A 21,250-nucleotide genomic window follows, 5' to 3' on the forward strand; every position below is an offset into this window, starting at 1 on the left:
GTATAATGTCTATGAAGGTTTTCGTAGGCGGAAATGCACATGCGTTCAGTACGGCCAATCTGCAGTGTGCTGGCCCTGTTCCTGGTGATACAGGCCAGTACTGCGCTGGCTGTTGATCCCCGTGACAAGCGCTTCGCCCATACGGTTTATCTGCAGCCCTACAGCAAATTGCGGCAGGCGGCCGAACTCGGAGACGCTGAAGCGCAGTACGATCTGGCTTACCTCTACTACAAGGCGGACAGTGACCCGTCGATATCCGGTGTTGTCCAGAGCGACAAACTGGCGGCGCAGTGGTACCGCAAAGCCGCGCAGCAAGGGCACAGCCGCGCGCAATACAACATGGCGGTTCTGCACCTGCACGGTCACGGCGTGGATCGCGATCCTGTCGAGGCCTACGCCTGGCTGCTACTCGCCCGTGAGCGGGGGCATTCCGGCAGTGAAGCCCTGCTGGCCGAGCTGGACGGTATTCTCAACGAGAAGCAGGTCGCGACGGCACGCGACCGCAGCGGAAAGCTGGGCGTCTCATCTCCTCCCCCTTGAATGGCTTCCGGCAGCGGTGATAAGCAAACCGGCGCTTCATGCGGTGGGTTTGCCTGGCATTGGTCAGACCGTCGCACGCCGCCGGACTCGCCGCCCCACATGTTGATTGCACAGGAGCCGGAATGCGACCGCTGATCGCCGCATGGGTGATCTTCGGATTGATGGCCGCGGGATTCCGGCCGGCTGTCGCCCAACGGGATGTACCGGCCGGGCCCGATCCCGAACCCGTTGTGGAGCATCGCGTGAGTTTCGGCGATCTGAACGCACAGTACGTCGATGTGGAGATGCGGACCCCTTCCGAGGGGCCCGTGCTTGAACTGACAATGCCCAACTGGACACCGGGTTCCTACCTGATCCGGGACTACGCCGCGCAAGTGGAACGCATGCGGGCCACGGCCCGGGACGGACGCACCCTGTCGCTGCGCAAGGTGGCCAAGAACCGTTGGCGCATCGACGCCGGAGGCGAACCCGAAGTCATCGTTTCCTACGCGGTGTGGGCGGGAGAACTGGCTGTTCACACGAGTTGGGTAGAACCCGCGTTCGCCCTGCTGAACGGAGCGGGTATCTTTCTGTTCAGCGAATCCGGCCGATACCGGCCACAACGCCTGCGAGTCGAGCTTCCCGATGCGTGGAAACAGGTACACATTGCGCTGCCGGAGGCCTCCGGCGGCGGATATCTGGCCACCGATTACGATGAGCTCGTCGACAGCCCCCTGCTGGCGGGGAATGCCGCCAGGTACCCGTTCACGGTCCAGGACCAGGCGTATGCACTGGTCAATCAGGGTGAAACCGATCTGTGGGACGGGACAGCGGCGGCCCGGGACGCATCACGTATCGTCGGGGCGGTGCAGGACTTCTGGGGCTCGAATCCGTTCGACCGGCCCTACCTGTTCCTGAACGTGATCGCGGACGGTACCGGCGGACTCGAGCACGACCACAGCACGGTGCTGCTATCGGGGTTGTGGCAGATGCGCGACCGCGAGGATTACGTCCGTTGGCTCTCGCTGCTCACTCACGAGTTCTTTCATGCGTGGAATATCCGGCGTCTGAGGCCCCGGGCGCTGGTGTCCTACGACTACGAACGCGAAATGTACACCCGCGATCTCTGGCTGGCCGAAGGCTTGAGCAGCTACTACGACAACCTGCTGCTGTTTCGCTCTGGCACCATCACTGTCGATGAATATTTCACCTTGCTCGCCGCGGAATTCCACCGTTATGAAACCACGCCCGGTCGACGGGTCCGCTCCGCTGAGCTGGCTTCCTTCGACGCATGGATCAAGCATTACAAACCGGACCCCAACAGCATCAATTCGAATATCAGCTATTACCGGAAGGGCGCGTTGATCGGCTTCGTCACCGACGCGATCGTTCGGCGCGAGACCGATCACGCCGAAAGCCTGGACTCGGTGATGCGCACGCTATACCGGAATTTCGGCCCTGAAGGGCAGCAAGGAGCGGGTTACCCGCCCGGAGCGTTCGCGGAATTGATTGAACAGATGGCCGGCGCACCGGCCCGGGAACGGGTCGAGTCGTTGCTGAGCACGACCCGGGACCCGGACATCGATCGCGCCCTGAACTGGTATGGCCTGCAGATCGACCGCCACCCGTCCCGCACGGCCGCGGAAGCTGCCGGTCGTCCGGTGCCGGCCGGATTCGGAATCATCTGGGATCAGGAGCAGCCGGGTCTGGTCGTCAGTGCGGTCGTGCAGGGTGGTTCCGCATCGGCGGCCGGCATTCTACCCGCCGATGAACTGCTGGCGATTGCCGGCACCCGCGTGACGCGGAATAACCTGGCGGACCGGCTGCAGAGACTTCGAGTGGATGACACCGTGGTCCTGACCCTGGTGCGGCATGACCGGCTCCTGGAGATCCCGGTTCGAGTCCAGCACGCCATTGCCGACAAGTACCTCATTACGATCCGGTCCGATATCAGCCGCCGCGAAAAAACGCGGCTGTCCAGGTGGCTGGGCGTTAAGCTGAAATTCATCGAGAACTGATCAGCGGCCCCCCGGGGTGAATACCTGCGCGCGACCGGCCTCAGGCCTCCGTGCGTTCACGATCGGCGCGCTTGCGCTCGTGCTCCTTCAAATGGGTCTTGCGCAGGCGGATCGAAGCTGGCGTGACTTCGACGAGTTCGTCGTCTTCAATGAATTCCAGGGCCTGTTCAAGAGTCATGCGCTGCGGGGAAGCCAACTGCACGTTGTCATCCTTGAGTACAGTTCGGATGTTTGTGAGCTGCTTGGTCTTGCTGGGGTTGACGGTCAGGTCGTTCGAACGGCTGTGAATGCCCACAATCTGACCTTCGTAGATATCCGCGCCGGCCTCGACGACGAGACGGCCCCGCTCCTGCAGATTAAACAGCGCGTAAGGCACGGCCTTGCCTGTGGATTTGGAGATCAGGACGCCATTGTTGCGGGGTGAAATGCCCCCGGTCTGGAACGGGCCATAGTGGCTGAACACGTGGAACATGAGTCCGGTGCCGGCGGTGAGGGTGCGAAACTCGTTCTGGAATCCAATCAGGCCTCGTGCCGGAATCAGGTAATCCAGGCGCACCCGCCCCTTGCCGTCAGGCTGCATGTTCTGAAGTTCCGCACGGCGTTCACCGAGGCGTTCCATGACCGGACCCTGGTAGTCGGTTTCCAGGTCTACGACCAGCTGTTCAAACGGTTCCTCGAGTCCTTCTTCCGTCTCGTGAATGATCACCTCGGGGCGCGAGATGGCCAGTTCATAGCCTTCGCGGCGCATTGTTTCGATCAGGATCGACAGGTGCAGTTCACCGCGGCCCGATACCTTGAATTTCTCGGCGTCGTCGGTCTCCTCCACGCGCAAAGCCACGTTGTGGCTCGCCTCGCGCAACAGGCGCTCGCGCAGTTGCCGGCTGGTCAGGTACTTGCCTTCCCTTCCGGCGAACGGGGAGTTGTTCACTCGGAAAGTCATGCTGATGGTGGGTTCATCCACGGTCAGCGGCGGCAGTGCGTCGGGATGTTCGCGGTCGCACAGGGTGTCGGATATTCCGAGACCTTCCACGCCCGTGATGGCGATGATATCGCCGGCCTGGGCTGAAGGCACCTCGGTGCGTTCGAGTCCGCGAAAGCCCAGTACCTGCAGGATGCGCGCGTTCCGCGCATTGCCTTCTCGGTCGATCACGCAAATCGCCTGGTTGGGCCGGCAACTGCCGCGCTGAACCCGGCCTATGCCGATGACGCCGACATAGGAGCTGTAGTCCAGGGACGAAATCCGCATCTGGAACGGGCCTTCCGCGTCCACTTCCGGCGGCGCCACATTCTTGACGATGGCCTCGAACAAGGGGCGCATGTCGCCGTCCCTTGCTTTGTCGTCGAGGGATGCGTAGCCCTTCAGGGCCGACGCGTATACCACCGGGAAGTCGAGTTGCTCATCCGTTGCGCCCAGCCGGTCGAACAGGTCGAACGTCTGATCCATGACCCAGTGAGGGCGGGCACCCTCGCGGTCCACCTTGTTGATGACGACGATGGGTTTGAATCCCATCTCGAAGGATTTCTGGGTGACAAAGCGGGTCTGCGGCATCGGCCCGTCGACGGCATCGACCAGCAGAAGCACCGAATCGACCATGCTGAGAATGCGCTCCACCTCGCCGCCGAAATCGGCATGCCCCGGGGTGTCCACGATATTGATGCGCCAGTCGGTTTCGCCGTCATTCCAGTCAATGGCGGTGTTCTTGGACAGGATGGTGATGCCGCGTTCGCGTTCCAGGTCATTGGAGTCCATGACCCTTTCCGGGCGCGCGGCGCGCTCGCCCAGTGTGCCTGATTGCTGCAGCAACTGATCGACGAGCGTGGTCTTGCCATGATCGACGTGCGCGATGATGGCGATATTTCTGAGATTTTCGATCACGGGGTTGTACCGATTGGCGGGGCGCGCACATTAACCGGTTTTCGGCGTTAAATCAATGAAATCCGTGTCGAAGCGCAGCGCACGGAGTTGGTTTTTCAGGTTTTGCGGCAGCTCGGTGGGCACCTGCCAGCCGGCGAAATCGCGGCGCGGCGCATAGCCTGCGCGCAGGGCGTCGAATCCGGTGCCGATTTCGGTCGCGGTCGCTTCGGTCAGGCGGCGCATTGCGGCGTCGTCCTGCTCCACCGGGCAGGCGGCCAGAATGGCGTCCGCCGCGGTCCGGGTTGCCTCCGGCAAGTGACGTGGGGGCAGGGTACGCAGCAGTTCGGGTGCTGCCGGATCCTTGCCCAGCCATTCACGAAAAGCAGCATAGATACACAGCGTGCCCCGGTATTTTCCGTCGAGGCTGTAGCCGGCGACGTGCGGGGTTGCCACCGTGGCCGCCCGAATCAGTTCGGGATCCGGCCTCGGTTCGCCGGGCCAAACGTCGAGTGCGGCGTGGCCTTTCCCGGCCCGCAGCCAGCGCAGCAGGGCTTCGCCGTGCACGACGTCGCCGCGCGAACTGTTCACCAGCAGAGCCCCCGCAGGCAGGCGCCGTAGAAAGTCACGGTCGATCAAATGAAACGTCGGCCAGCGGCCTGATCGGGTGAGAGGGACGTGCAGACTGATGATGTCGCAACGGGAAATCTCGTCCATGGAGCAGAATTCGCTTTGTCCGGCTTCGGCCAGTGGCGGATCGTAGATCCGGACCGATTCGATCCCTAGCGCATTGAGCAGATACCCGACGCGACTGCCTACATTGCCGTGACCGACCACGCCAAGCGTCTTCTGTGAGAGCTCGAAACCCAGCCGTCGCGCGGAAAGCAACAGCATCGCAACGCTGTACTGGGCGGCTGCATCGGCGTTGCAGCCGGGCGCATGAATCCAGGTGACGCCGTTCCGGTCCAGCCAGTCGCGGTCGAGATGATCGGTGCCGATGGTCGCGCTGGCGACGAACCGGACGGGAGTGTCATCGAGCAGACGGGCATCCACCCGGGTCACGGAACGGACAAGGAGGATATCGGCCGTACGAAGGTCGGCGGAAGTCAGGTTTCGGCCATTCAGCCGGGTCACGGAACCGTGCTGTGCGAACGTCGTGTCCAGGCCCGGAATATTGGCGTCGGCGACGATGCGCAGCGGCGATTCGTCCGCGTTCGAGGGGCCTTCGCCGTACACCTGGCTCATGCTCGGGCCGCCCCCGTCAGTATTAGGGCTGGAAAGGGCACTATTAACGTATTGAATGGGTGGGAGTTCAATTTAATCGTCTATAATAGTCGGGTTTTGCACCGGTCGGCCCGCCGCCGCCGGACCATCTTCGAATTCCCGATCATATCGCAAGGAGTCAGGCATGAAATCACCCGTTCGCGTTGCCATAACCGGCGCCGCAGGCCAGATCGGCTATCAACTCTGTTTCCGGATTGCCGCGGGCGACATGCTGGGCCCGGACCAACCCGTCATACTGCAACTGCTGGAAATCACGCCCGCCCTGGGTGCGCTCGAAGGGGTGGCCATGGAGTTGCAGGACGCCGCGTTCCCCCTGCTGGCGGGCACCGTAACGACGGACGACGCCGAAGTGGCGTTCAACGAAGCCGATTACGCCTTGCTGGTTGGCGCGAAGCCCCGGGGTCCAGGCATGGAACGGAAGGATCTGATCTCCGAAAACGGCAAGATTTTCGGGCCGCAGGGGCGCGCGCTGAATGCAGTCGCGTCCCGCGACGTCAAAGTCCTGGTGGTCGGCAACCCCGCCAACACCAATGCGCTGATTGCCAGCGCCGCCGCTCCCGACCTGGATCCGCGGAATTTCACCGCCATGACTCGCCTCGACCACAATCGTGCGCTGGCCCAACTGGCGATGAAAACCGGCGTGCATCACGATCGCATCCGCAAAATGGTGATCTGGGGCAACCATTCCTCCACGCAGTATCCGGACATCCGCTTTGCGGAGGTTGATGGCAAACCGGCACCGGAACAGGTGGACGATGACTGGTACCGCGAAACCTTCATTCCCGATGTGCAACAGCGGGGTGCCGCGATTATCAAGGCGCGCGGCGCGTCCAGTGCCGCTTCCGCCGCATCCTCGGCCATTGATCACATCCGCAGCTGGGCGCTGGGCACCCGCGAAGGTGACTGGGTTTCCATGGCGGTTCCGGCCGATGGCAGCTACGGAATCGAGCCGGGCGTGATTTATTCCTACCCCTGTGTCTGCCGGGACGGTGGCTGGGAGATCGTGCAGGGTCTCGACGTCGATGCATTCAGCCGTGAACGGATGGATGCCAGCGACGCCGAACTGCGAGAGGAGCGCGCCGCGGTCGAGGATCTGCTGTGAGTTCACCCGGACAGCTGCTGCGCGACAGGGTCGCCAACGAAGCGCCTCTGCAGGTCGTCGGCACCATCAACGCCTATACGGCCCGGATGGCCGAGCGTCTGGGCCACCGCGCCATATACATTTCGGGTGGTGGATTGGCGGCGAATTCGCTGGGCCTGCCGGATCTGGGCATCAGCACTCTGCAGGATGTGCTGGTGGACGTCGAACGCATCACCCAGGCCAGCACGCTGCCCTTGCTGGTGGACGCCGATACCGGCTTCGGCGGAGCTTTCGGTATTGCCCGCACGGTGCGTTCCCTGATTCGGGCCGGAGCCGCCGGCATGCATATCGAAGATCAGGTCGCCACCAAACGTTGCGGCCACCGGCCGGGCAAGGCCATCGTGTCGCAGTCCGAAATGGTCGACCGGGTCAAGGCCGCCGTGGATGCGCGTGGCGATGACCGTTTCGTGATCATGGCGCGTACCGACGCCCTGGCGGTCGAAGGCATCGACAGTGCCATCGAACGGGCAGTCGCCTGCGTCGAGGCCGGTGCCGACATGATCTTCCCCGAAGCCATGCGCGAACTCGATCAGTACACGCGATTGAAGCAGGCCGTGAAAGTCCCGGTGCTGGCGAACATCACCGAATTTGGCCACACGCCGTTGTTCACCACCGCCGAGCTGGGAGCGGTCGGAGTCGATATCGTTCTGTACTGTTGCTCGGCTTACCGGGCCATGAACCGGGCGGCGGAAACCGTCTATCGCGCCTTGCGCGAGGATGGCCATCAGCGCGACGTTCTGGACATCATGCAGACCCGGGAGGAACTTTACGACTACCTGGGCTATCACGACTACGAACGCAAACTGGATAATCTGTTTGCGGATGACGAACCCCAATCAACAGAGGATCATCATGGTTGAGAAAAATACCGGAGCCGGCCTGCGAGGTCAGTCGGCGGGCCAAACGGCGATCTGTACCGTCGGCGCCGAAGGCAACAGCCTGCGATACCGCGGCTACGACGTCGTCGAATTGGCCGAACAGTCGACGTTCTACGAAGTCGCCCATTTGATCCTGCACGGAGAACTGCCGACTGCCGCGGAACTGGAAGCGTTTCGCGCGCGAGTTGACGGGCACCGTGATCTGCCGCCGGCATTGCGTGAAGTGCTGGAGCGCATCCCGGCATCGGCTCATCCCATGGATGTGCTCCGAACCGGCTGCTCCTTCCTTGGAAATATCGAACCCGAAGGGGATTTCTCGCGCCAGATGGACGTGGCCGAACGGTTACTCGCGGCTTTGCCGTCCATGGTTGTCTACTGGTACCGGTACAGCCACGACGGCGTGCGCGCGGATACCGATACCGGCGAGGACACCATCGGCGGGCATTTTCTGCACATGCTTCACGGCACCGCACCCGGCGATCTCGAACGCCGTGTCATGGACGTTTCACTGATCCTGTACGCGGAACATGAGTTCAATGCGTCGACGTTCACCGCCCGGGTCTGCGCGTCGACCCTGTCCGACCTGCATTCGTGCATTACCGCTGCGATCGGTTCGCTGCGCGGTCCGCTTCACGGTGGCGCGAACGAGGCTGCCATGGATATGATCGAGCAATACGCCTCCGAAGAGGAAGCGGTTGCCGACGTGCTGCGGAAGCTGGAAGCGAAAGAGCTGATCATGGGCTTCGGACACGCGGTCTACCGGCTGCGTGACCCGCGCAATGCGATTATCAAGGAGTGGTCACGCAAACTGGCCGAACTGAAAGATGATCCCTTGCTCTTCGCCGTTTCCGATGCGGTCGAACGCACCATGAAAGAGCGCAAGAACATGTTCGCCAACGCGGATTTCTTTCATGCCAGCGCCTACCACTACATGGGAATTCCCACCAAGCTGTTCACGCCGATCTTCGTCATGTCCCGGGTGACGGGTTGGGCGGCACACTGTTTCGAGCAGCGCGCCAACAACCGTATCATTCGTCCCGGAGCGGACTACGTGGGTCCGGACGACCGGAGTTACGTTCCGATCGGCGACCGCTGAGCGAACGCCGGCTCAGTGTGTGCGGACCGGATCCAGACGGCTGATCCGGTCCGCTTCGATCTGAAAGGCGATTTCAACGCGATCAGCGACCCGAAGGGCACCACCCAGTACGCTGAAGGGCTCGATGCCGAGGTCTGATTGACGCAGGGCGAATGCGCCCACGGCGCGCAGCCGTCCGTCTTCAGGGACCAGCAGGGCGGTCACCGGAAAGCGGTGTGCCTGCCCCTTGATGTACAGGGTCGCCGCCGCTTCGACGCTCTCCGCGTCAGTCGAAAGTACGATCAATTCGATGCGGGCGAGCGGCCACCTGTCGGTTTCCAGCACCCGTTCCAGAAGATTCGATCGGGTTCGCTCGATGTCTTCGGCGCCCGGAGACGTGTCCAGACCCCAGACGGACCGTGCCGCTGTCTCGTCGACTTCCGCCGACACCAACTCGATTACGAGATCGGCGCGTGATTCGCGGCTGCTGCCGGGAACGTGGCGAACATAGCCGTCGATCTTCCGCAGTGTCACCACGTGATCGTGGCCCAGTCGTTGCAAGGCGCCGCCGCGGCGGACGACGATGTCCGTGCGTGAGCGTTCGGGTACGACCCGGTAGACTTCACCGGCATCCAGTCCCTGGCGGTAAGGCGCAAGGTCGATCCATGCGGGCGTGTCGCTGCCCGGCACCGGTGGTTTCGTCGGCTCCGGCGCGGTGCAGGCGGTGGCCGCGGTGGCGATAAGCAGCAGTCCGGACAGGAGCCGGCCGGCCCTCGGTGAACCCGTGTTCAGGTGGTGACCGTTCACGGAGGCGGCTCGAGGCTCACGTCATACCTGACATTCACCTCATGTCCAATCGGCCCATCCGCTGACCACTCTCCGCTGCCGATGCCGAATTCGGTTCGCTGGAGGCTCAGTGCGCCCCGCAGCCGGGCTCGCTCGCCGTCAATCTGCCAGGAGAAAGGAACGTCGATGGGGCGGGTCACGCCCTTGAGCCGCAGGGTACCGCGCGCGACGAATGCCCCGTTTTCCGCGACCTCGATGGATTCGCTGACGAAGCGGGCCCGTGGATGGGTTCCGCTGTCGAACCAGACCGGTTCGGTGATGGCCTGGTTGAGGTCGCCGCTGTCCATGTCCGCCGAAGTGACGTCCACCGTCACGGTGAGGGTTCCGGTGACCGGGTCCCGGGGGTCGAACACCGCGCAGACGTCGAAACGGTGGAACAGGCCGGGCGCAGCCGCGCCTTCGTAACGGGCCTCGAAGGCGAGGCGGCTGGGCGTGGCGACCGAACGCCAGCCCTCACAAGCGTGCGCCATGGCGAAAGGACCACACGCCGCGGCACAGACCAGCATGATGGCGGGCAGGTTCATGTGCGGGTCCGGTCGAACAGCATGCGAAGCAGGACTGAATCGCGCTGATGGAAGTGATGCCACAGGGCGGCGCCGGCATGCAGGGTGACCAGCACGAGGAGGGCCATCACCAGTCCCTCGTGCCAGTCTCCGAGCCGGGGTGCCAGCGCTTCATCGGGCTCCATCAGCGGTGGCCACGGGATGAGGCGGAACAGGCTGAGCGGAATGTTGCGCGCGGAATTGTACAACCAGCCACTGATGGGAATGGCGAGCATCAATCCGTACAGCATTCCGTGGCTGAGCCGGACCGCATGCCGTCGCCATGGTGGTGTGTCGGGCGGCAGTGTGGGGCGGGGATTGGCGAGAGCCCAGCCCAGCCGCAACAGCGCGAGCAGAAGAAGAGTGATGCCCAAGGACTTGTGCCACATCAACAGGCTGATTTTCTGCGGGGTCCGGTCCAGAGCTTCGGCGTACTTTCCCAGCACCACCTGGCCCAGGATCAATGCCGCCATCAGCCAGTGCGCCTGGCGCGCCAACGCGCCCCAGCCGTGGGCCGTGTTGCGAATCATGCCGACAGATCTGCGCAGGGCATGGCTCGAATATAGCATGGCGTCCGTGTAACGGATGCAGGACCCGTACGTCACGGTCGTCATACCTGGTGTGCTCGCGTAAAATAGGCGGTTTTCCTGGCTCTGGAGTTTTCCCCATGTCCCAAGTTGGTGTTCGGGCCGCGCAGCGGCCCCAGCCGGATGATGTTCTGGTCGATATCGCGGACTACGTCTGTGAGTATGAAATTGATAGCGAAGAAGCACTCTCGACGGCGCGATATTGCCTGATGGACAGCCTGGCCTGCGCCATGCTGGCCATGAAGTTTGAAGGCTGCACCCGGTTGCTAGGACCTCTGGTTCCCGGTGCGGAGATGCCCGACGGCGCCCGTGTGCCGGGAACCGGATTCCACCTCGATCCGGCCCAGGCGGCTTTCAATCTCGGTGTGCTGATCCGATATCTGGACTTCAACGACACCTGGCTGGCGGCGGAGTGGGGTCACCCATCGGACAACCTCGGAGCGATATTGCCCGTGGCCGATTACGTCTCTCACCGTAACATCGCGCAGGGCCGGGCCCCGCTGAGCATGAAAGACGTGCTTACGGCGATGATCAAGGCGCATGAGATTCAGGGGATTCTGGCGCTGGAAAACAGCTTCAACCGGGTTGGCCTCGATCATGTGTTGCTGGTTCGCGTGGCGTCAACGGCGGTGGTCACCCGCCTGCTGGGTGGGAGCCGCGAGCAGGTGATCGATGCGGTGTCCAACGCGTGGATCGACGGGGGCGCGCTGCGTACCTATCGGCACGCGCCCAATACGGGATCGCGCAAGAGTTGGGCGGCCGGTGATGCCTGTCGGCGCGCAGTGACCCTGGCGCTGATGACCCTGCGCAGGGAAATGGGCTATCCCTCCGCGTTGAGCACTCCGGTGTGGGGGTTTTACGACGTGCTCTTCAAAGGCAAGAAATTCGAATTCCAGCGTCCCTATGGCAGCTACGTGATGGAAAACGTGCTTTTCAAGATTTCCTTCCCGGCGGAATTCCACGCCCAGACCGCGGTGGAATGCGCCATGCAGCTCCACGCTTCGGTCCGTGACCGCCTGGACGACATCGAAAAGATCGTTATCGAAACCCAGGAAGCCGGTGTTCGCATCATCGACAAGACGGGGCCGCTGGACAATTACGCCGACCGCGACCATTGCATTCAGTACATGGTCGCGGTGCCCCTGATCTTTGGGGAACTCACGGCTGAGAGTTATAACGACGAAGTGGCGGCCGATCCCCGAATCGACGCATTGCGCGATCGCATGGAGGTCGTAGAGAATGAGACCTTCACACGGGATTACTTCGATCCCGACAAGCGCGGTATCGGCAATGCCGTCCAGGTTTTCTACACCGATGGCAGCCAGTCCGAGCGAATTGAAGTCAGTTATCCCATCGGGCATCGCCGCCGCCGTGAAGAAGGTATTCCGGTACTGGTCGAAAAGTTCCGCAAGGCGGTCGCGGCGCATTATGATTCCGATCGCGCCGAAGAGATCGAGCGGGCCTGCAGGTCGCAGGAAAGTGTTGAGAAAATGCCGGTGCCGGACTTCGTGGACGAATGGGTCGTTTAGACCTGATTGCCCGCACCACCTGAGACAACAAAAAAGGCCGCCCGGGAGGGCGGCCTTTTTTGTTGTCCGGTCTGTCCCGGTCAGCGTTTCATGAAGTTGAAGAATTCCTCGTTGGTCTTCGTCGCCTTCATCTTGTCGAGCATGAATTCGATGGCCTGGGCTTCGTCCATCGGATGCAGCAATTTTCGCAGAATCCACATCTTCTGCAACTGGTCCTGGGAAATCATCAGTTCTTCACGGCGGGTGCCGGAGCGGTTGATGTCGATGGCCGGATAGGTGCGGCGCTCGGCGATCCGGCGATTGAGATGGATTTCCATGTTGCCGGTGCCTTTGAATTCCTCGTAAATCACCTCGTCCATCTTGGATCCGGTTTCCACCAGCGCGGTGGCGATGATGGTCAGCGATCCCCCTTCGGTCACGTTGCGCGCCGCGCCGAAAAACCGCTTGGGGCGCTGCAGCGCATTCGCATCGACACCGCCGGTCAGTACCTTGCCGGAGGAAGGAGCGACGGTATTGTAGGCGCGCGCCAGGCGGGTGATGGAATCGAGCAGAATGACGACATCCAGTTTGTGCTCGACCAGTCGCTTGGCCCGTTCAATGACCATTTCCGCTACCTGCACGTGCCGTGAAGCCGGTTCGTCGAAGGTGCTGGAAATCACTTCGGCGTCCACCGAGCGCTGCATTTCAGTCACTTCTTCCGGGCGTTCGTCGATCAGCAGAATAATCATCTTGCAGTCCGGATTATTGGCCCGGATGCTGGTCGCGATGTTCTGCAACATGATGGTCTTGCCGGCTTTGGGCGGGGAAACCACCAGTCCGCGTTGGCCCTTTCCGATGGGTGCGACAAGTTCGATGATGCGGGCGGTGATGTCCTCGGTGCTGCCGGTCCCGCGTTCGAGCTTGAACTGGCTGGTCGGGAATTCGGGGGTCAGATTTTCGAACAGAATTTTGCGTTTGGCCGCGTCCGGTGATTCGTAGTTGAGTTCCTGGACTTTCAGCAGCGCAAAGTAACGTTCGCTGTCCTTGGGGGGGCGAATCTTGCCGGACAGCATGTCGCCGGTGCGCAGTGCGAACCGGCGTATCTGGCTCGGCGACACGTAAATGTCGTCCGGCCCGGCGAGATAGGAACTGTCGGCCGAGCGCAGGAAACCGAAACCGTCCTGCAGAATTTCAAGCACGCCGTCGCCGAAAATGCTTTCGCCATTCTTGGCGTGTGCCTTGAGTATCGCGAAGATGACATCCTGTTTGCGCGAGCGGGCCGCGCCTTCGATGCCCATGTCGTTGGCAATCTCCAGGAGTTCGGAGATCGACTTCTGTTTCAGTTCTGTCAGATTCATGAAAAGGGTTCTGCCGGGGTGGAGTGGTCCTGCTCAGACGCAGGGGTGTTGAGGAAAGAGCTAATTCGGATTCGGGACCTGTTTCGGTGGCCCAGCATGCCTTGTCCACGCGCGAGCGCGCAGGAATTGCTCGGCCTATGTCAAAATATTTTTCTGTGTATGGCTGGACGGAATTGGCTCCGGGCCAGCTTCGAATCAGGGAAAGTTGCAATCCGGGCGAAATCCCGGCTTGAATGGGGTAAAACTAGCATGATCGGGCCACAGCGTCCAGTAAGTGGCGAGGTGGCGCATCGGCGGCCGGCAGGGGGCCGACCGCCGATGCGGTTCACACGACTTCCTCGACGAAGGCTTTCAACTGGCCTTTGGTGAGCGCACCCACTTTGGTGGCCTGCACTTTTCCGTCCTTGAAAATCATCAGGGTCGGAATGCCACGAATGCTGTACTGTTGTGGCGTCGCGGTGTTGCTGTCTATGTCCATCTTGGCGACTTTCAGGCGGTCGCCGTACTCGTCCGCGATTTCCTCGAGGATGGGTGCGATCATTTTGCACGGGCCGCACCACTCGGCCCAGTAATCGACCAGAACCGGGCCGTCAGCGTTGAGTACATCGCTGTCGAAACTGCCGTCGGTAACGTGGGTTATATTGTCGCTCACATTGATTCTCCGCATTTGGCGCGGCTCCGCCTCTGGTTTATGCAAGGCCGCGCGGTTAAGATGTTTGGCTGAGAGGCCCGAAAATCGATCCGCAGGACACCGGTCAGGACACTCCTGGCTGACAGGGTCAACATTTCAACTGAACCGCATGTCGATATCAAGGCGCCAGCAAGAGTTTTCAAGCCTGGCCTTACCTGCTTATCCTGCCTGACCAGACCGGCGGTCGAGGCCAGCGCTTACGGAAAAGACACTATGACCCAGCAAGTTAGCCGCGAACATCTCAGTGAACTGCAGTTTTCCAGTCTCGACCTGCTCGACCCGGTGCGAGCCGGCGTAGAACAGGCCGGATTCACTCACTGCACGCCCATCCAGGCGCTCACCCTTCCCGTTGCGCTCGAAGGCAAGGACGTCGCGGGGCAGGCCCAGACCGGCACCGGCAAGACGGCTGCTTTCCTGCTGGTCCTGTTCCAGAAATTGCTGCAGAGCCAGGACACAGCTGACCGGCGGCAACCCCGGGCGCTGGTGTTGGCTCCGACGCGCGAACTGGCCGTTCAGATACACAAGGATGCCATGCTGCTCGGAGGAGAAACCGGTCTGAACCTGGGGCTGGCTTACGGCGGCATTGATTATGAGAAGCAGCGCAAGACCCTGCAGGAAGGTGTCGATATCCTGATCGGTACACCCGGAAGGATCATCGATTACTTCAAACAGGACGTCTTCAACCTGCGGCACATCGAGGCGATGGTGCTGGACGAAGCCGACCGCATGTTCGACCTCGGGTTCATCAAGGATATTCGCTACGTGCTTCGCCGCCTGCCGCCGCGGGAGGAGCGCCAGTGCCTGTTGTTTTCGGCCACCTTGTCCCAGCGGGTGCTGGAACTGGCGTACGAACACATGAACGAGCCCGAACTGCTCAAGGTCGAAGCCGACCAGGTCACTGCCGATAACGTGCAGCAATCCGTCTATTACCCGGCCAATGAAGAAAAACTGCCGTTGCTGGTCAGCCTGCTCAGGCGTTTTGACAGCGGCCGCGTCATGGTGTTCGCCAACACCCGCGCGGCGACAGACCGGATCGAACGCACCCTGAATGCGAACGGCGTTCACGCGGCAGCCATTTCCGGGCAGGTGCCCCAGAAAAAGCGGCAGAGTCTGTTGCGGCGATTTCACGATGGAGAGATTCCGGTGCTGGTGGCCACTGATGTCGCGGCGCGTGGCTTGCATATCCCCGATGTTTCCCATGTCATCAACTTTGATTTGCCGCAGGACGCTGAAGATTACGTGCACCGGATCGGACGAACGGCACGCCTGGGCGCTCGTGGCGAGGCCATCAGTTTCGCCTGTGAAAACTATGCGTTTCACCTGCCCGAGATCGAGGAATACATCGGTTACAGCATTCCGGTCCAGCAGGACGAAGCGGCCGGCGAATTGAGCCTGAAGAAACCGCCGCCCCGTCCACGCAAGAGCGGCCCGAAGGACGGCGGCGGCCGGCGTGGACGCTCCCGCGGTGACGGCGGAGCACCGCGCAAGTCTTCGCGCCGCAGGCGTGGCTCCCGCAAACCCGGTGGTGGGGGTGGTGGCCAGGCCGGATCCGGCTGAAACCACCGGCTGGCAGCGTTTGGGGAACATTCGCGATGATCCGGTTCGAACATGTCAGTAAGCGGTATCCGGGCGGCATCAACGCGTTGACGGATATCAACTTCGAGCTCGTCCAGGGCGAAATGGCGTTTCTCACCGGCCATTCCGGCGCAGGCAAGAGCACCTTGCTGCGCCTGATCCTGATGCTGGAGCAGGCCACTCGCGGGCAGGTTCTCGTGGAGGGACGCAATCTCAGCCGTTTGTCCATGCGCACCGCGCCGCGTATCCGCCAGCGCATCGGCATGATTTTTCAGGACCACAAACTACTTCGCGACAAGACGGTGTTCGACAATGTCGCGTTGCCGCTGATGATCGCGGGTTTGCGTTATGCCGACATTCGCAAACGGGTCCGGGCGGCGCTGGACAAGGTGGGTCTGCTGCAACGCGAGCGCGCCTGGCCGTTGGCGTTGTCGGGCGGCGAGCAGCAACGGGTCGGTATCGCGCGCGCCATCGTCGGCATGCCTCCTGTGCTGTTGGCGGATGAGCCGACGGGAAACCTCGATCCGGAACTCTCGGCCAGTCTTTTCCAGCTCTTTCGCGAGCTGAATTCGCTGGGCGTGACCGTTCTGATCGCCAGCCACGATCTGGCGCTGATCCGTCGCATGGGTCAGCGAGTTCTCGTGCTCTCGGGTGGCAGCCTGATTGATGACATTCCGGCTTTGGAAGGCGGGGGTGCGGCATGAAACGGCCGGGTATACGCCTGCGTTTCCGGGCCTGGTTGCGGCGCCAACTCTATAGCTTCTTTTCCAGTCTCGGTACCCTGCTCAGCCACCGGGTCGGCACCTTGATGACGGTGGTCGTGCTGGGCATCGCCATGGCGTTGCCGCTGGGTCTTTACGTTGCGCTCACCAATCTCAATGCGGTGGATCTGAAACAGGATTCCTGGGGCACCATCACCGTGTTTCTGCAGAGCGGGACCAGCGCGGCGGACGCCCGTGAACTGACCGCGCGGATTGATGCGCGCCAAGACGCGAACGCGACAGCGATTTCACCGGAAGCGGGAATGGAAGACTTTCGTGATGCGTCCGGTTTCGGCCCGGCGCTGGACATGCTGTCGCCCAATCCGCTGCCCTGGGTCATCGAAGTGCGGCCCCAGCCCGACCGGACGGATCGCCTGACGTTGGTGGTGGAGGATCTGACCGGTTGGCTGCAGTCGCAGGAAGCCATCGATTCGGTTGTGGTCGACACGAAATGGTTGCAGCGTTTGGCGGGTCTACTGGCAGTCGGTAATGCGCTGGTGACCGTGCTGGCGGCGCTGTTTTCGGTGGCGGTACTGGTCGTCGTCGCCAATACCATCCGTCTGGATGTCGCCAACCGGGCCGATGAAATCGAGGTGTTGAGCCTCGTCGGTGCCGGTAACGGCTTCATCCGTCTCCCGTTTTTGTACTCGGGGTTCTGGTACGGCCTGCTCGGGGCGCTCGGTGCACTGCTACTGCTCCGGGTCTGCCTGGCCTTTATCGACGGGCCGCTCAGCGGGCTCCTGGATGCCTATGGCAATCGGTTTGAATTGTCAGGCGTGGGTTTCGTTCCATCCCTGGCCGTTCTGGCTACGGGTGGTCTGTTGGGGCTGGGGGGCGCCTGGATCGCGGTGGCCCGCTACCTTCGTGCATTGCGCCGCGACGGCTTGCTCGGCCGCATCTGAAGGGCGGAGGCTGCCCCGATTCCGATGCGGATCCGAAAGCTGCGGACAAGGAACGAATGGGCTCGCCCACTGTCAAAAAAATCAGCGTGAAAACAGAAGGGCGCCACCCGCCAAAGACTGGCTGAAATGGCGTTCTGAATGGTGATTAAAGGGGCCGCTGTGCTATAATGTACCGCTGGCCCAGGAGGAAGAATGAGCAAAGAATTGGTACCTAGTCATCTGTTGGTTCCAGCGGGAACCGGCAGCCTCGAAGCCTACATCCAGGAAGTCAACAAGATTCCGGTGTTGACGCTCGAGGAAGAACAGGAACTGGCACGCCGCTACCGCGACGAGGATGACATCGAAGCGGCTCGCCGGATGGTGCTCGCTCACCTGCGATTCGTGGTTCATGTGGCGAAGGGTTACACCGGCTATGGCCTGGCCCTGGGTGATCTGGTTCAGGAAGGCAACATCGGCCTGATGAAAGCGGTCAAGCGATTCGACCCGGACCATGGCGTGCGGCTGGTATCTTTTGCCGTGCACTGGATCCGTGCCGAAATGCACGAATTCATCCTGCGCAACTGGCGAATCGTCAAGGTCGCGACCACCAAGGCGCAGCGCAAGCTGTTCTTCAATCTGCGCAAGTCCAAAAAACGTCTGGGCTGGTTGAATCAGAAGGAAGTCAATACCGTCGCCGAGGATCTCGGCGTGAAGCCTGAAGTGGTGCTGGAAATGGAATCGCGCCTGTCCGGGCAGGACATCGGTTTCGATCTGCCTTCCAACGCGGACGATGAAACGCCGTATGTGGCGCCCGTCGCGTTTCTCGAGAGCCATTTGCAGGATCCCGGTGTGGAAGCCGAGAACAATGACTGGCGCGAACACAATGACGCATTGCTGTACGCGGGTCTGGATGAACTGGACGAACGCAGCCAGGACATCATCCGCAGCCGCTGGCTGCAGGAGGACAGCAAGGTCACTCTGCAGGAACTGGCGGACCGATACGGCGTTTCCGCGGAACGCATCCGTCAGCTCGAAGCCAACGCGCTGAAAAAGATGAGGGCATCCATAACGGCCTGAATCCGCTGCGCACTTTAGTTCGATTGAACGGCCTCCACAGCGGAGGCCGTTCTGGTTTATGGGGAGAGAAAACATGAGTGAGGAACACCGGCCTGGCTGGGTCGTGTTGAAGTTCGGCGGTACCAGTGTCAGTTCGGTGGAGCGCTGGGAAACGATCCGTCACCAGGCGCGGGAAAACCTCGAGCGGGGGCATCACGTCATGATCGTGGTTTCCGCGCTTTCCGGCGTGACCAACCTGCTGACCGAGTTGGTTGACTCCGCGGAGCGCGAGGAGCGGGAGCGGATTCTGGGTGAGATCGAAGCCCGACACCATGACCTGCTGGAAGCCTGTGGCCTGCGGGACCTGGCCGCGTTCGGGGCACACTGGGGGGAATTGGGCGAGCTGCTTTCCACGACTGCATTTCCGGCAAGAGGTGATGCCCGCGCGGCTATTCTGGCCTGCGGCGAGCAGCTGTCCAGCGCCATCGGGGCCGCGGTGTTGCAATCTGCCGGTTTGGATGCGCAGCTGCAGGACGCGCGGGCCCTGCTCCAGGCGGTGCCGGGATCGGAAGCCAATCCGTTATCGGTGCGCTGTTCTCCCGACGCCGATCCGGACCTCGCCGCGCGCCTGGCCGCTGAGGGACCATTGCACATTACCCAGGGATTCATCGTGGCGGGCCCGGACGGACAGACCTGCCTGCTGGGCCGCGGCGGATCGGACACGTCGGCGGCCTGTCTGGCGGCCCGGCTCGGTGCCAGCGCGCTGCAGATATGGACCGATGTGCCGGGAATGTTCAGTGCCGACCCGCGAATCGTTCCGGAAGCCCGGCTGCTGCGTGAGATCGACTATCTGGAAGCACAAGAACTGGCGTCCATGGGCGCCAAGGTGCTTCATCCGCCCAGCATTCAACCGGTGGCCCGGCACGGCATACCTCTGTTTATCCGCGACACCAGCCGGCCGCAGGCACAAGGTACGAAAATCGCGGCCACGCGCCGCCGTGGCCAGGCTCAGGTGAAAGGCGTGGTGAGCCGGCGGGGGATCACCCTGGTGCACATGCAGAACCCGGCGATGTGGCGGCAGGTCGGTTTTCTGGCGGATGCTTTTGCGGTGTTCAAGCGACACGATTTCTCGGTCGACCTGATCTCCACTTCGGAATCATCGGTGACCGTCAGCCTGGATCCGGAATCCGCCGTTGATCCCGGTGGCCAGCGATTGCGCGATTTCGTTTCCGAGCTGGAAAAGATCTGCCGCGTGGAAGTGCGTGCGGACTGTGTATCGATCAGTCTGGTCGGAAATGCGATTCGTACCAATCTCGGGCGTTTGTCCTCCGCTCTGGACGTTTTTCACGACCGGCAGGTCCACATGGTCACGCAGTCCGCCAACGACCTCAACCTGACCCTGGTTGTGGATCCCGATTACGCGGACAGCCTGGTGCGTAAACTCCACCAACTGCTTATTGCCTCCCAGGCAGATCAGCGCACCGAGTTCGGGCCGAGTTGGCTGGATCTGAATCGTGCGGACGATGGAGCCCTGCTTCCGGAGCCCTGGTGGCGTGCCCGATCGGATTCGCTGCTCGGCCTGCTCGGTGAACGCGACGCCGCCTTCGTTTATCACCTCGAGACGGCCCGTGCCGCCGCCCGCCGTCTGCTCGGGTTGCGGTCGGTCGAGCGCGTCCTGTACGCGGCCAAGGCCAATGATCACCCGGAAGTCCTGCGTGCGCTGGCTGCTGAAGGCCTGGGATTCGAGTGCGTGTCCCTGGCGGAAGTCGAGCACGTATTGGCCGAGGTTCCGGGGGTTGCTCCATCGGATCTGTTATTCACCCCCAATTTCGCCAGCCGCGACGAATACGCGAAAGCGTTCGAGATTGGGGCGACCCTGACGGTCGACAATTCGTGGGTTCTGCACCAGTGGCCCGAACTGTTCACCGGCCGGGAAATCTTCCTGCGCATCGACCTGGAGTCGGGACATGGCCATCACCGCAAGGTGGTGACCATGGGCAAGGATTCCAAGTTCGGCATTTCCCTCGATCACCTCGAAAGCCTTGCAGGGCATTTGTCACGGCATCGGATCGAGGTCGTTGGTCTCCACGCGCATACGGGCAGCGGCGTGATTGATCCGGTGGTGTGGCAGGAGCAGCTCGATCGGTTGTTGGCTGTCCTGCCGCACTTTCCTGACGTGGGTATCCTGGACCTGGGCGGAGGCTTCGGAGTTCCTGAACGCATCTCGCAGCCGGGTATGGATCTGGATGTCCTCGACAGGCAGTTCTCCGAGACGCTCGGAGACCGCCCGCTGAAACTGTGGGTGGAGCCCGGCCGCTACCTGGTCGCCGAGTGCGGAGTGCTGCTGGCGCGAGTCACCCAGCTCAAGGACAAGGGCAGCCATCACTACGTTGGCGTCGCCACCGGCATGAACTCCATGATCCGGCCAGCGCTGTACGGTGCGTACCACGAACTGTTCAACCTGAACCGGCTGGACGAGGCCCCGGACCGCACGGTCCGCATCGTGGGTCCGATCTGCGAATCCGGAGATGTGCTGGGTGAATCCCGCCTGTTACCGGAGTGCCGGGAGGGCGACGTGATCCTGATGGCCAATTGCGGCGCTTACGGCCGCGTCATGGCATCACATTACAATCGCCGCCCGCCGGCAGAGGAGCTGATACTGGAGGATTGAAGGGGGA

Annotated in this window: 18 protein-coding genes; 11 read left to right on the forward strand and 7 right to left on the reverse strand. The window is 62.0% G+C overall.

The window, feature by feature from the left end; translation table 11 throughout:
* Positions 1-39 precede the first annotated feature (39 nt).
* Both V3330_RS07615 and V3330_RS07620 read left to right on the forward strand, forming a co-directional pair.
* On the forward strand, positions 40-540 hold the full coding sequence (locus V3330_RS07615; RefSeq protein ID WP_354694804.1) for a tetratricopeptide repeat protein: 501 nt from the start codon (positions 40-42) through the stop codon (positions 538-540).
* 122 nt (positions 541-662) lie between these two features.
* Positions 663-2,537, forward strand: a complete 1,875-nt coding sequence (locus V3330_RS07620) for a M61 family metallopeptidase (RefSeq protein WP_354694805.1) — start codon at positions 663-665, stop codon at positions 2,535-2,537.
* A gap of 40 nt (positions 2,538-2,577) precedes the next feature.
* On the opposite strand, the gene typA is transcribed toward V3330_RS07620, so the two are convergent.
* Positions 2,578-4,413 carry a translational GTPase TypA gene (typA, locus tag V3330_RS07625; protein ID WP_354694806.1) on the reverse strand — a complete coding sequence of 612 codons (1,836 nt, stop codon included), beginning with the start codon at positions 4,411-4,413 and terminating at the stop codon, positions 2,578-2,580.
* A 30-nt stretch (positions 4,414-4,443) separates the two neighbouring features.
* A complete protein-coding gene (locus tag V3330_RS07630; RefSeq protein WP_354694807.1) occupies positions 4,444-5,634 on the reverse strand; it encodes a 4-phosphoerythronate dehydrogenase in 1,191 nt (396 codons plus the stop codon).
* A 163-nt stretch (positions 5,635-5,797) separates the two neighbouring features.
* On the opposite strand from V3330_RS07630, the gene V3330_RS07635 reads away from it, so the two are divergent.
* The 3 genes from V3330_RS07635 to prpC are packed head-to-tail and all read left to right on the forward strand — an operon-like array spanning position 5,798 to position 8,788.
* Positions 5,798-6,775 carry a malate dehydrogenase gene (locus tag V3330_RS07635; protein WP_354694808.1) on the forward strand — a complete coding sequence of 326 codons (978 nt, stop codon included), beginning with the start codon at positions 5,798-5,800 and terminating at the stop codon, positions 6,773-6,775.
* The gene (gene prpB / locus V3330_RS07640) at positions 6,772-7,674 is read left to right on the forward strand and encodes a methylisocitrate lyase (RefSeq protein ID WP_354694809.1); all 903 of its coding nucleotides are present in this window, start codon (positions 6,772-6,774) and stop codon (positions 7,672-7,674) included. Before V3330_RS07635 ends, prpB begins: the two co-directional genes overlap by 4 nt.
* A complete protein-coding gene (gene prpC, locus V3330_RS07645) occupies positions 7,667-8,788 on the forward strand; it encodes a bifunctional 2-methylcitrate synthase/citrate synthase (protein ID WP_354694810.1) in 1,122 nt (373 codons plus the stop codon). Before prpB ends, prpC begins: the two co-directional genes overlap by 8 nt.
* 12 nt (positions 8,789-8,800) lie before the next feature.
* Here prpC and V3330_RS07650 read toward each other — a convergent pair whose 3' ends face one another.
* Genes V3330_RS07650 through V3330_RS07660 form a run of 3 tightly spaced genes read right to left on the reverse strand, consistent with a single transcriptional unit; the run spans position 8,801 to position 10,769 of the window.
* Positions 8,801-9,574, reverse strand: a complete 774-nt coding sequence (locus V3330_RS07650; RefSeq protein WP_354694811.1) for a YceI family protein — start codon at positions 9,572-9,574, stop codon at positions 8,801-8,803.
* Positions 9,571-10,137, reverse strand: coding sequence for a YceI family protein (locus V3330_RS07655; protein WP_354694812.1), 567 nt, complete (start codon positions 10,135-10,137; stop codon positions 9,571-9,573). Before V3330_RS07655 ends, V3330_RS07650 begins: the two co-directional genes overlap by 4 nt.
* A complete protein-coding gene (locus V3330_RS07660; protein ID WP_354694813.1) occupies positions 10,134-10,769 on the reverse strand; it encodes a cytochrome b in 636 nt (211 codons plus the stop codon). Before V3330_RS07660 ends, V3330_RS07655 begins: the two co-directional genes overlap by 4 nt.
* A 53-nt stretch (positions 10,770-10,822) precedes the next feature.
* Here V3330_RS07660 and V3330_RS07665 point away from each other — a divergent pair, with 53 nt between their 5' ends.
* Positions 10,823-12,271 (forward strand): bifunctional 2-methylcitrate dehydratase/aconitate hydratase, encoded by a 1,449-nt coding sequence (locus V3330_RS07665; protein ID WP_354694814.1) that lies wholly within the window; start codon positions 10,823-10,825, stop codon positions 12,269-12,271.
* 80 nt (positions 12,272-12,351) lie between these two features.
* Here V3330_RS07665 and rho read toward each other — a convergent pair whose 3' ends face one another.
* Together rho and trxA are read right to left on the reverse strand one after the other, a co-directional pair.
* Entirely contained in the window at positions 12,352-13,608 is a 1,257-nt protein-coding gene (gene rho / locus V3330_RS07670; RefSeq protein ID WP_354694815.1) for a transcription termination factor Rho, read from the reverse strand.
* A 325-nt stretch (positions 13,609-13,933) separates the two neighbouring features.
* Positions 13,934-14,260, reverse strand: coding sequence for a thioredoxin TrxA (trxA, locus tag V3330_RS07675; RefSeq protein ID WP_354694816.1), 327 nt, complete (start codon positions 14,258-14,260; stop codon positions 13,934-13,936).
* A 252-nt stretch (positions 14,261-14,512) separates the two neighbouring features.
* Here trxA and V3330_RS07680 point away from each other — a divergent pair, with 252 nt between their 5' ends.
* From V3330_RS07680 to V3330_RS07700, 5 genes are all read left to right on the forward strand, one after another.
* Positions 14,513-15,856 (forward strand): DEAD/DEAH box helicase, encoded by a 1,344-nt coding sequence (locus V3330_RS07680; protein ID WP_354694817.1) that lies wholly within the window; start codon positions 14,513-14,515, stop codon positions 15,854-15,856.
* A 35-nt stretch (positions 15,857-15,891) separates the two neighbouring features.
* Positions 15,892-16,578: a cell division ATP-binding protein FtsE gene (ftsE, locus tag V3330_RS07685; protein WP_354694818.1), complete on the forward strand. Its 687-nt coding sequence runs from the start codon at positions 15,892-15,894 to the stop codon at positions 16,576-16,578.
* Complete coding sequence (ftsX, locus tag V3330_RS07690; protein WP_354694819.1) at positions 16,575-17,537, forward strand: permease-like cell division protein FtsX; 963 nt, start codon at positions 16,575-16,577, stop codon at positions 17,535-17,537. The genes ftsE and ftsX overlap by 4 nt, the downstream gene beginning before the upstream one ends.
* Before the next feature lie 192 nt (positions 17,538-17,729).
* A complete protein-coding gene (rpoH, locus tag V3330_RS07695) occupies positions 17,730-18,593 on the forward strand; it encodes an RNA polymerase sigma factor RpoH (protein WP_354694820.1) in 864 nt (287 codons plus the stop codon).
* Positions 18,594-18,666: 73 nt separating this feature from the next.
* Entirely contained in the window at positions 18,667-21,243 is a 2,577-nt protein-coding gene (locus tag V3330_RS07700) for a bifunctional aspartate kinase/diaminopimelate decarboxylase (protein ID WP_354694821.1), read from the forward strand.
* The last annotated feature ends 7 nt before the right edge of the window (positions 21,244-21,250 follow it).

It is taken from the genome of Elongatibacter sediminis, from assembly GCF_037892215.1.
GTDB lineage: Bacteria > Pseudomonadota > Gammaproteobacteria > Xanthomonadales > SZUA-36 > Elongatibacter > Elongatibacter sediminis.

What these genes read in the sequence shown, in the direction of transcription:
- V3330_RS07615 (WP_354694804.1), top strand. Translation starts at nt 40, where the DNA reads ATGCGTTCAGTACGGCCAATCTGCAGTGTGCTGGCCCTGTTCCTGGTG.
- V3330_RS07620 (WP_354694805.1), top strand. Translation starts at nt 663, where the DNA reads ATGCGACCGCTGATCGCCGCATGGGTGATCTTCGGATTGATGGCCGCG.
- V3330_RS07630 (WP_354694807.1), bottom strand. Translation starts at nt 5,634, where the DNA reads ATGAGCCAGGTGTACGGCGAAGGCCCCTCGAACGCGGACGAATCGCCG.
- V3330_RS07635 (WP_354694808.1), top strand. Translation starts at nt 5,798, where the DNA reads ATGAAATCACCCGTTCGCGTTGCCATAACCGGCGCCGCAGGCCAGATC.
- prpC (WP_354694810.1), top strand. Translation starts at nt 7,667, where the DNA reads ATGGTTGAGAAAAATACCGGAGCCGGCCTGCGAGGTCAGTCGGCGGGC.
- V3330_RS07655 (WP_354694812.1), bottom strand. Translation starts at nt 10,137, where the DNA reads ATGAACCTGCCCGCCATCATGCTGGTCTGTGCCGCGGCGTGTGGTCCT.
- V3330_RS07660 (WP_354694813.1), bottom strand. Translation starts at nt 10,769, where the DNA reads ATGACGACCGTGACGTACGGGTCCTGCATCCGTTACACGGACGCCATG.
- V3330_RS07665 (WP_354694814.1), top strand. Translation starts at nt 10,823, where the DNA reads ATGTCCCAAGTTGGTGTTCGGGCCGCGCAGCGGCCCCAGCCGGATGAT.
- rho (WP_354694815.1), bottom strand. Translation starts at nt 13,608, where the DNA reads ATGAATCTGACAGAACTGAAACAGAAGTCGATCTCCGAACTCCTGGAG.
- V3330_RS07680 (WP_354694817.1), top strand. Translation starts at nt 14,513, where the DNA reads ATGACCCAGCAAGTTAGCCGCGAACATCTCAGTGAACTGCAGTTTTCC.
- ftsE (WP_354694818.1), top strand. Translation starts at nt 15,892, where the DNA reads ATGATCCGGTTCGAACATGTCAGTAAGCGGTATCCGGGCGGCATCAAC.
- ftsX (WP_354694819.1), top strand. Translation starts at nt 16,575, where the DNA reads ATGAAACGGCCGGGTATACGCCTGCGTTTCCGGGCCTGGTTGCGGCGC.
- rpoH (WP_354694820.1), top strand. Translation starts at nt 17,730, where the DNA reads ATGAGCAAAGAATTGGTACCTAGTCATCTGTTGGTTCCAGCGGGAACC.
- V3330_RS07700 (WP_354694821.1), top strand. Translation starts at nt 18,667, where the DNA reads ATGAGTGAGGAACACCGGCCTGGCTGGGTCGTGTTGAAGTTCGGCGGT.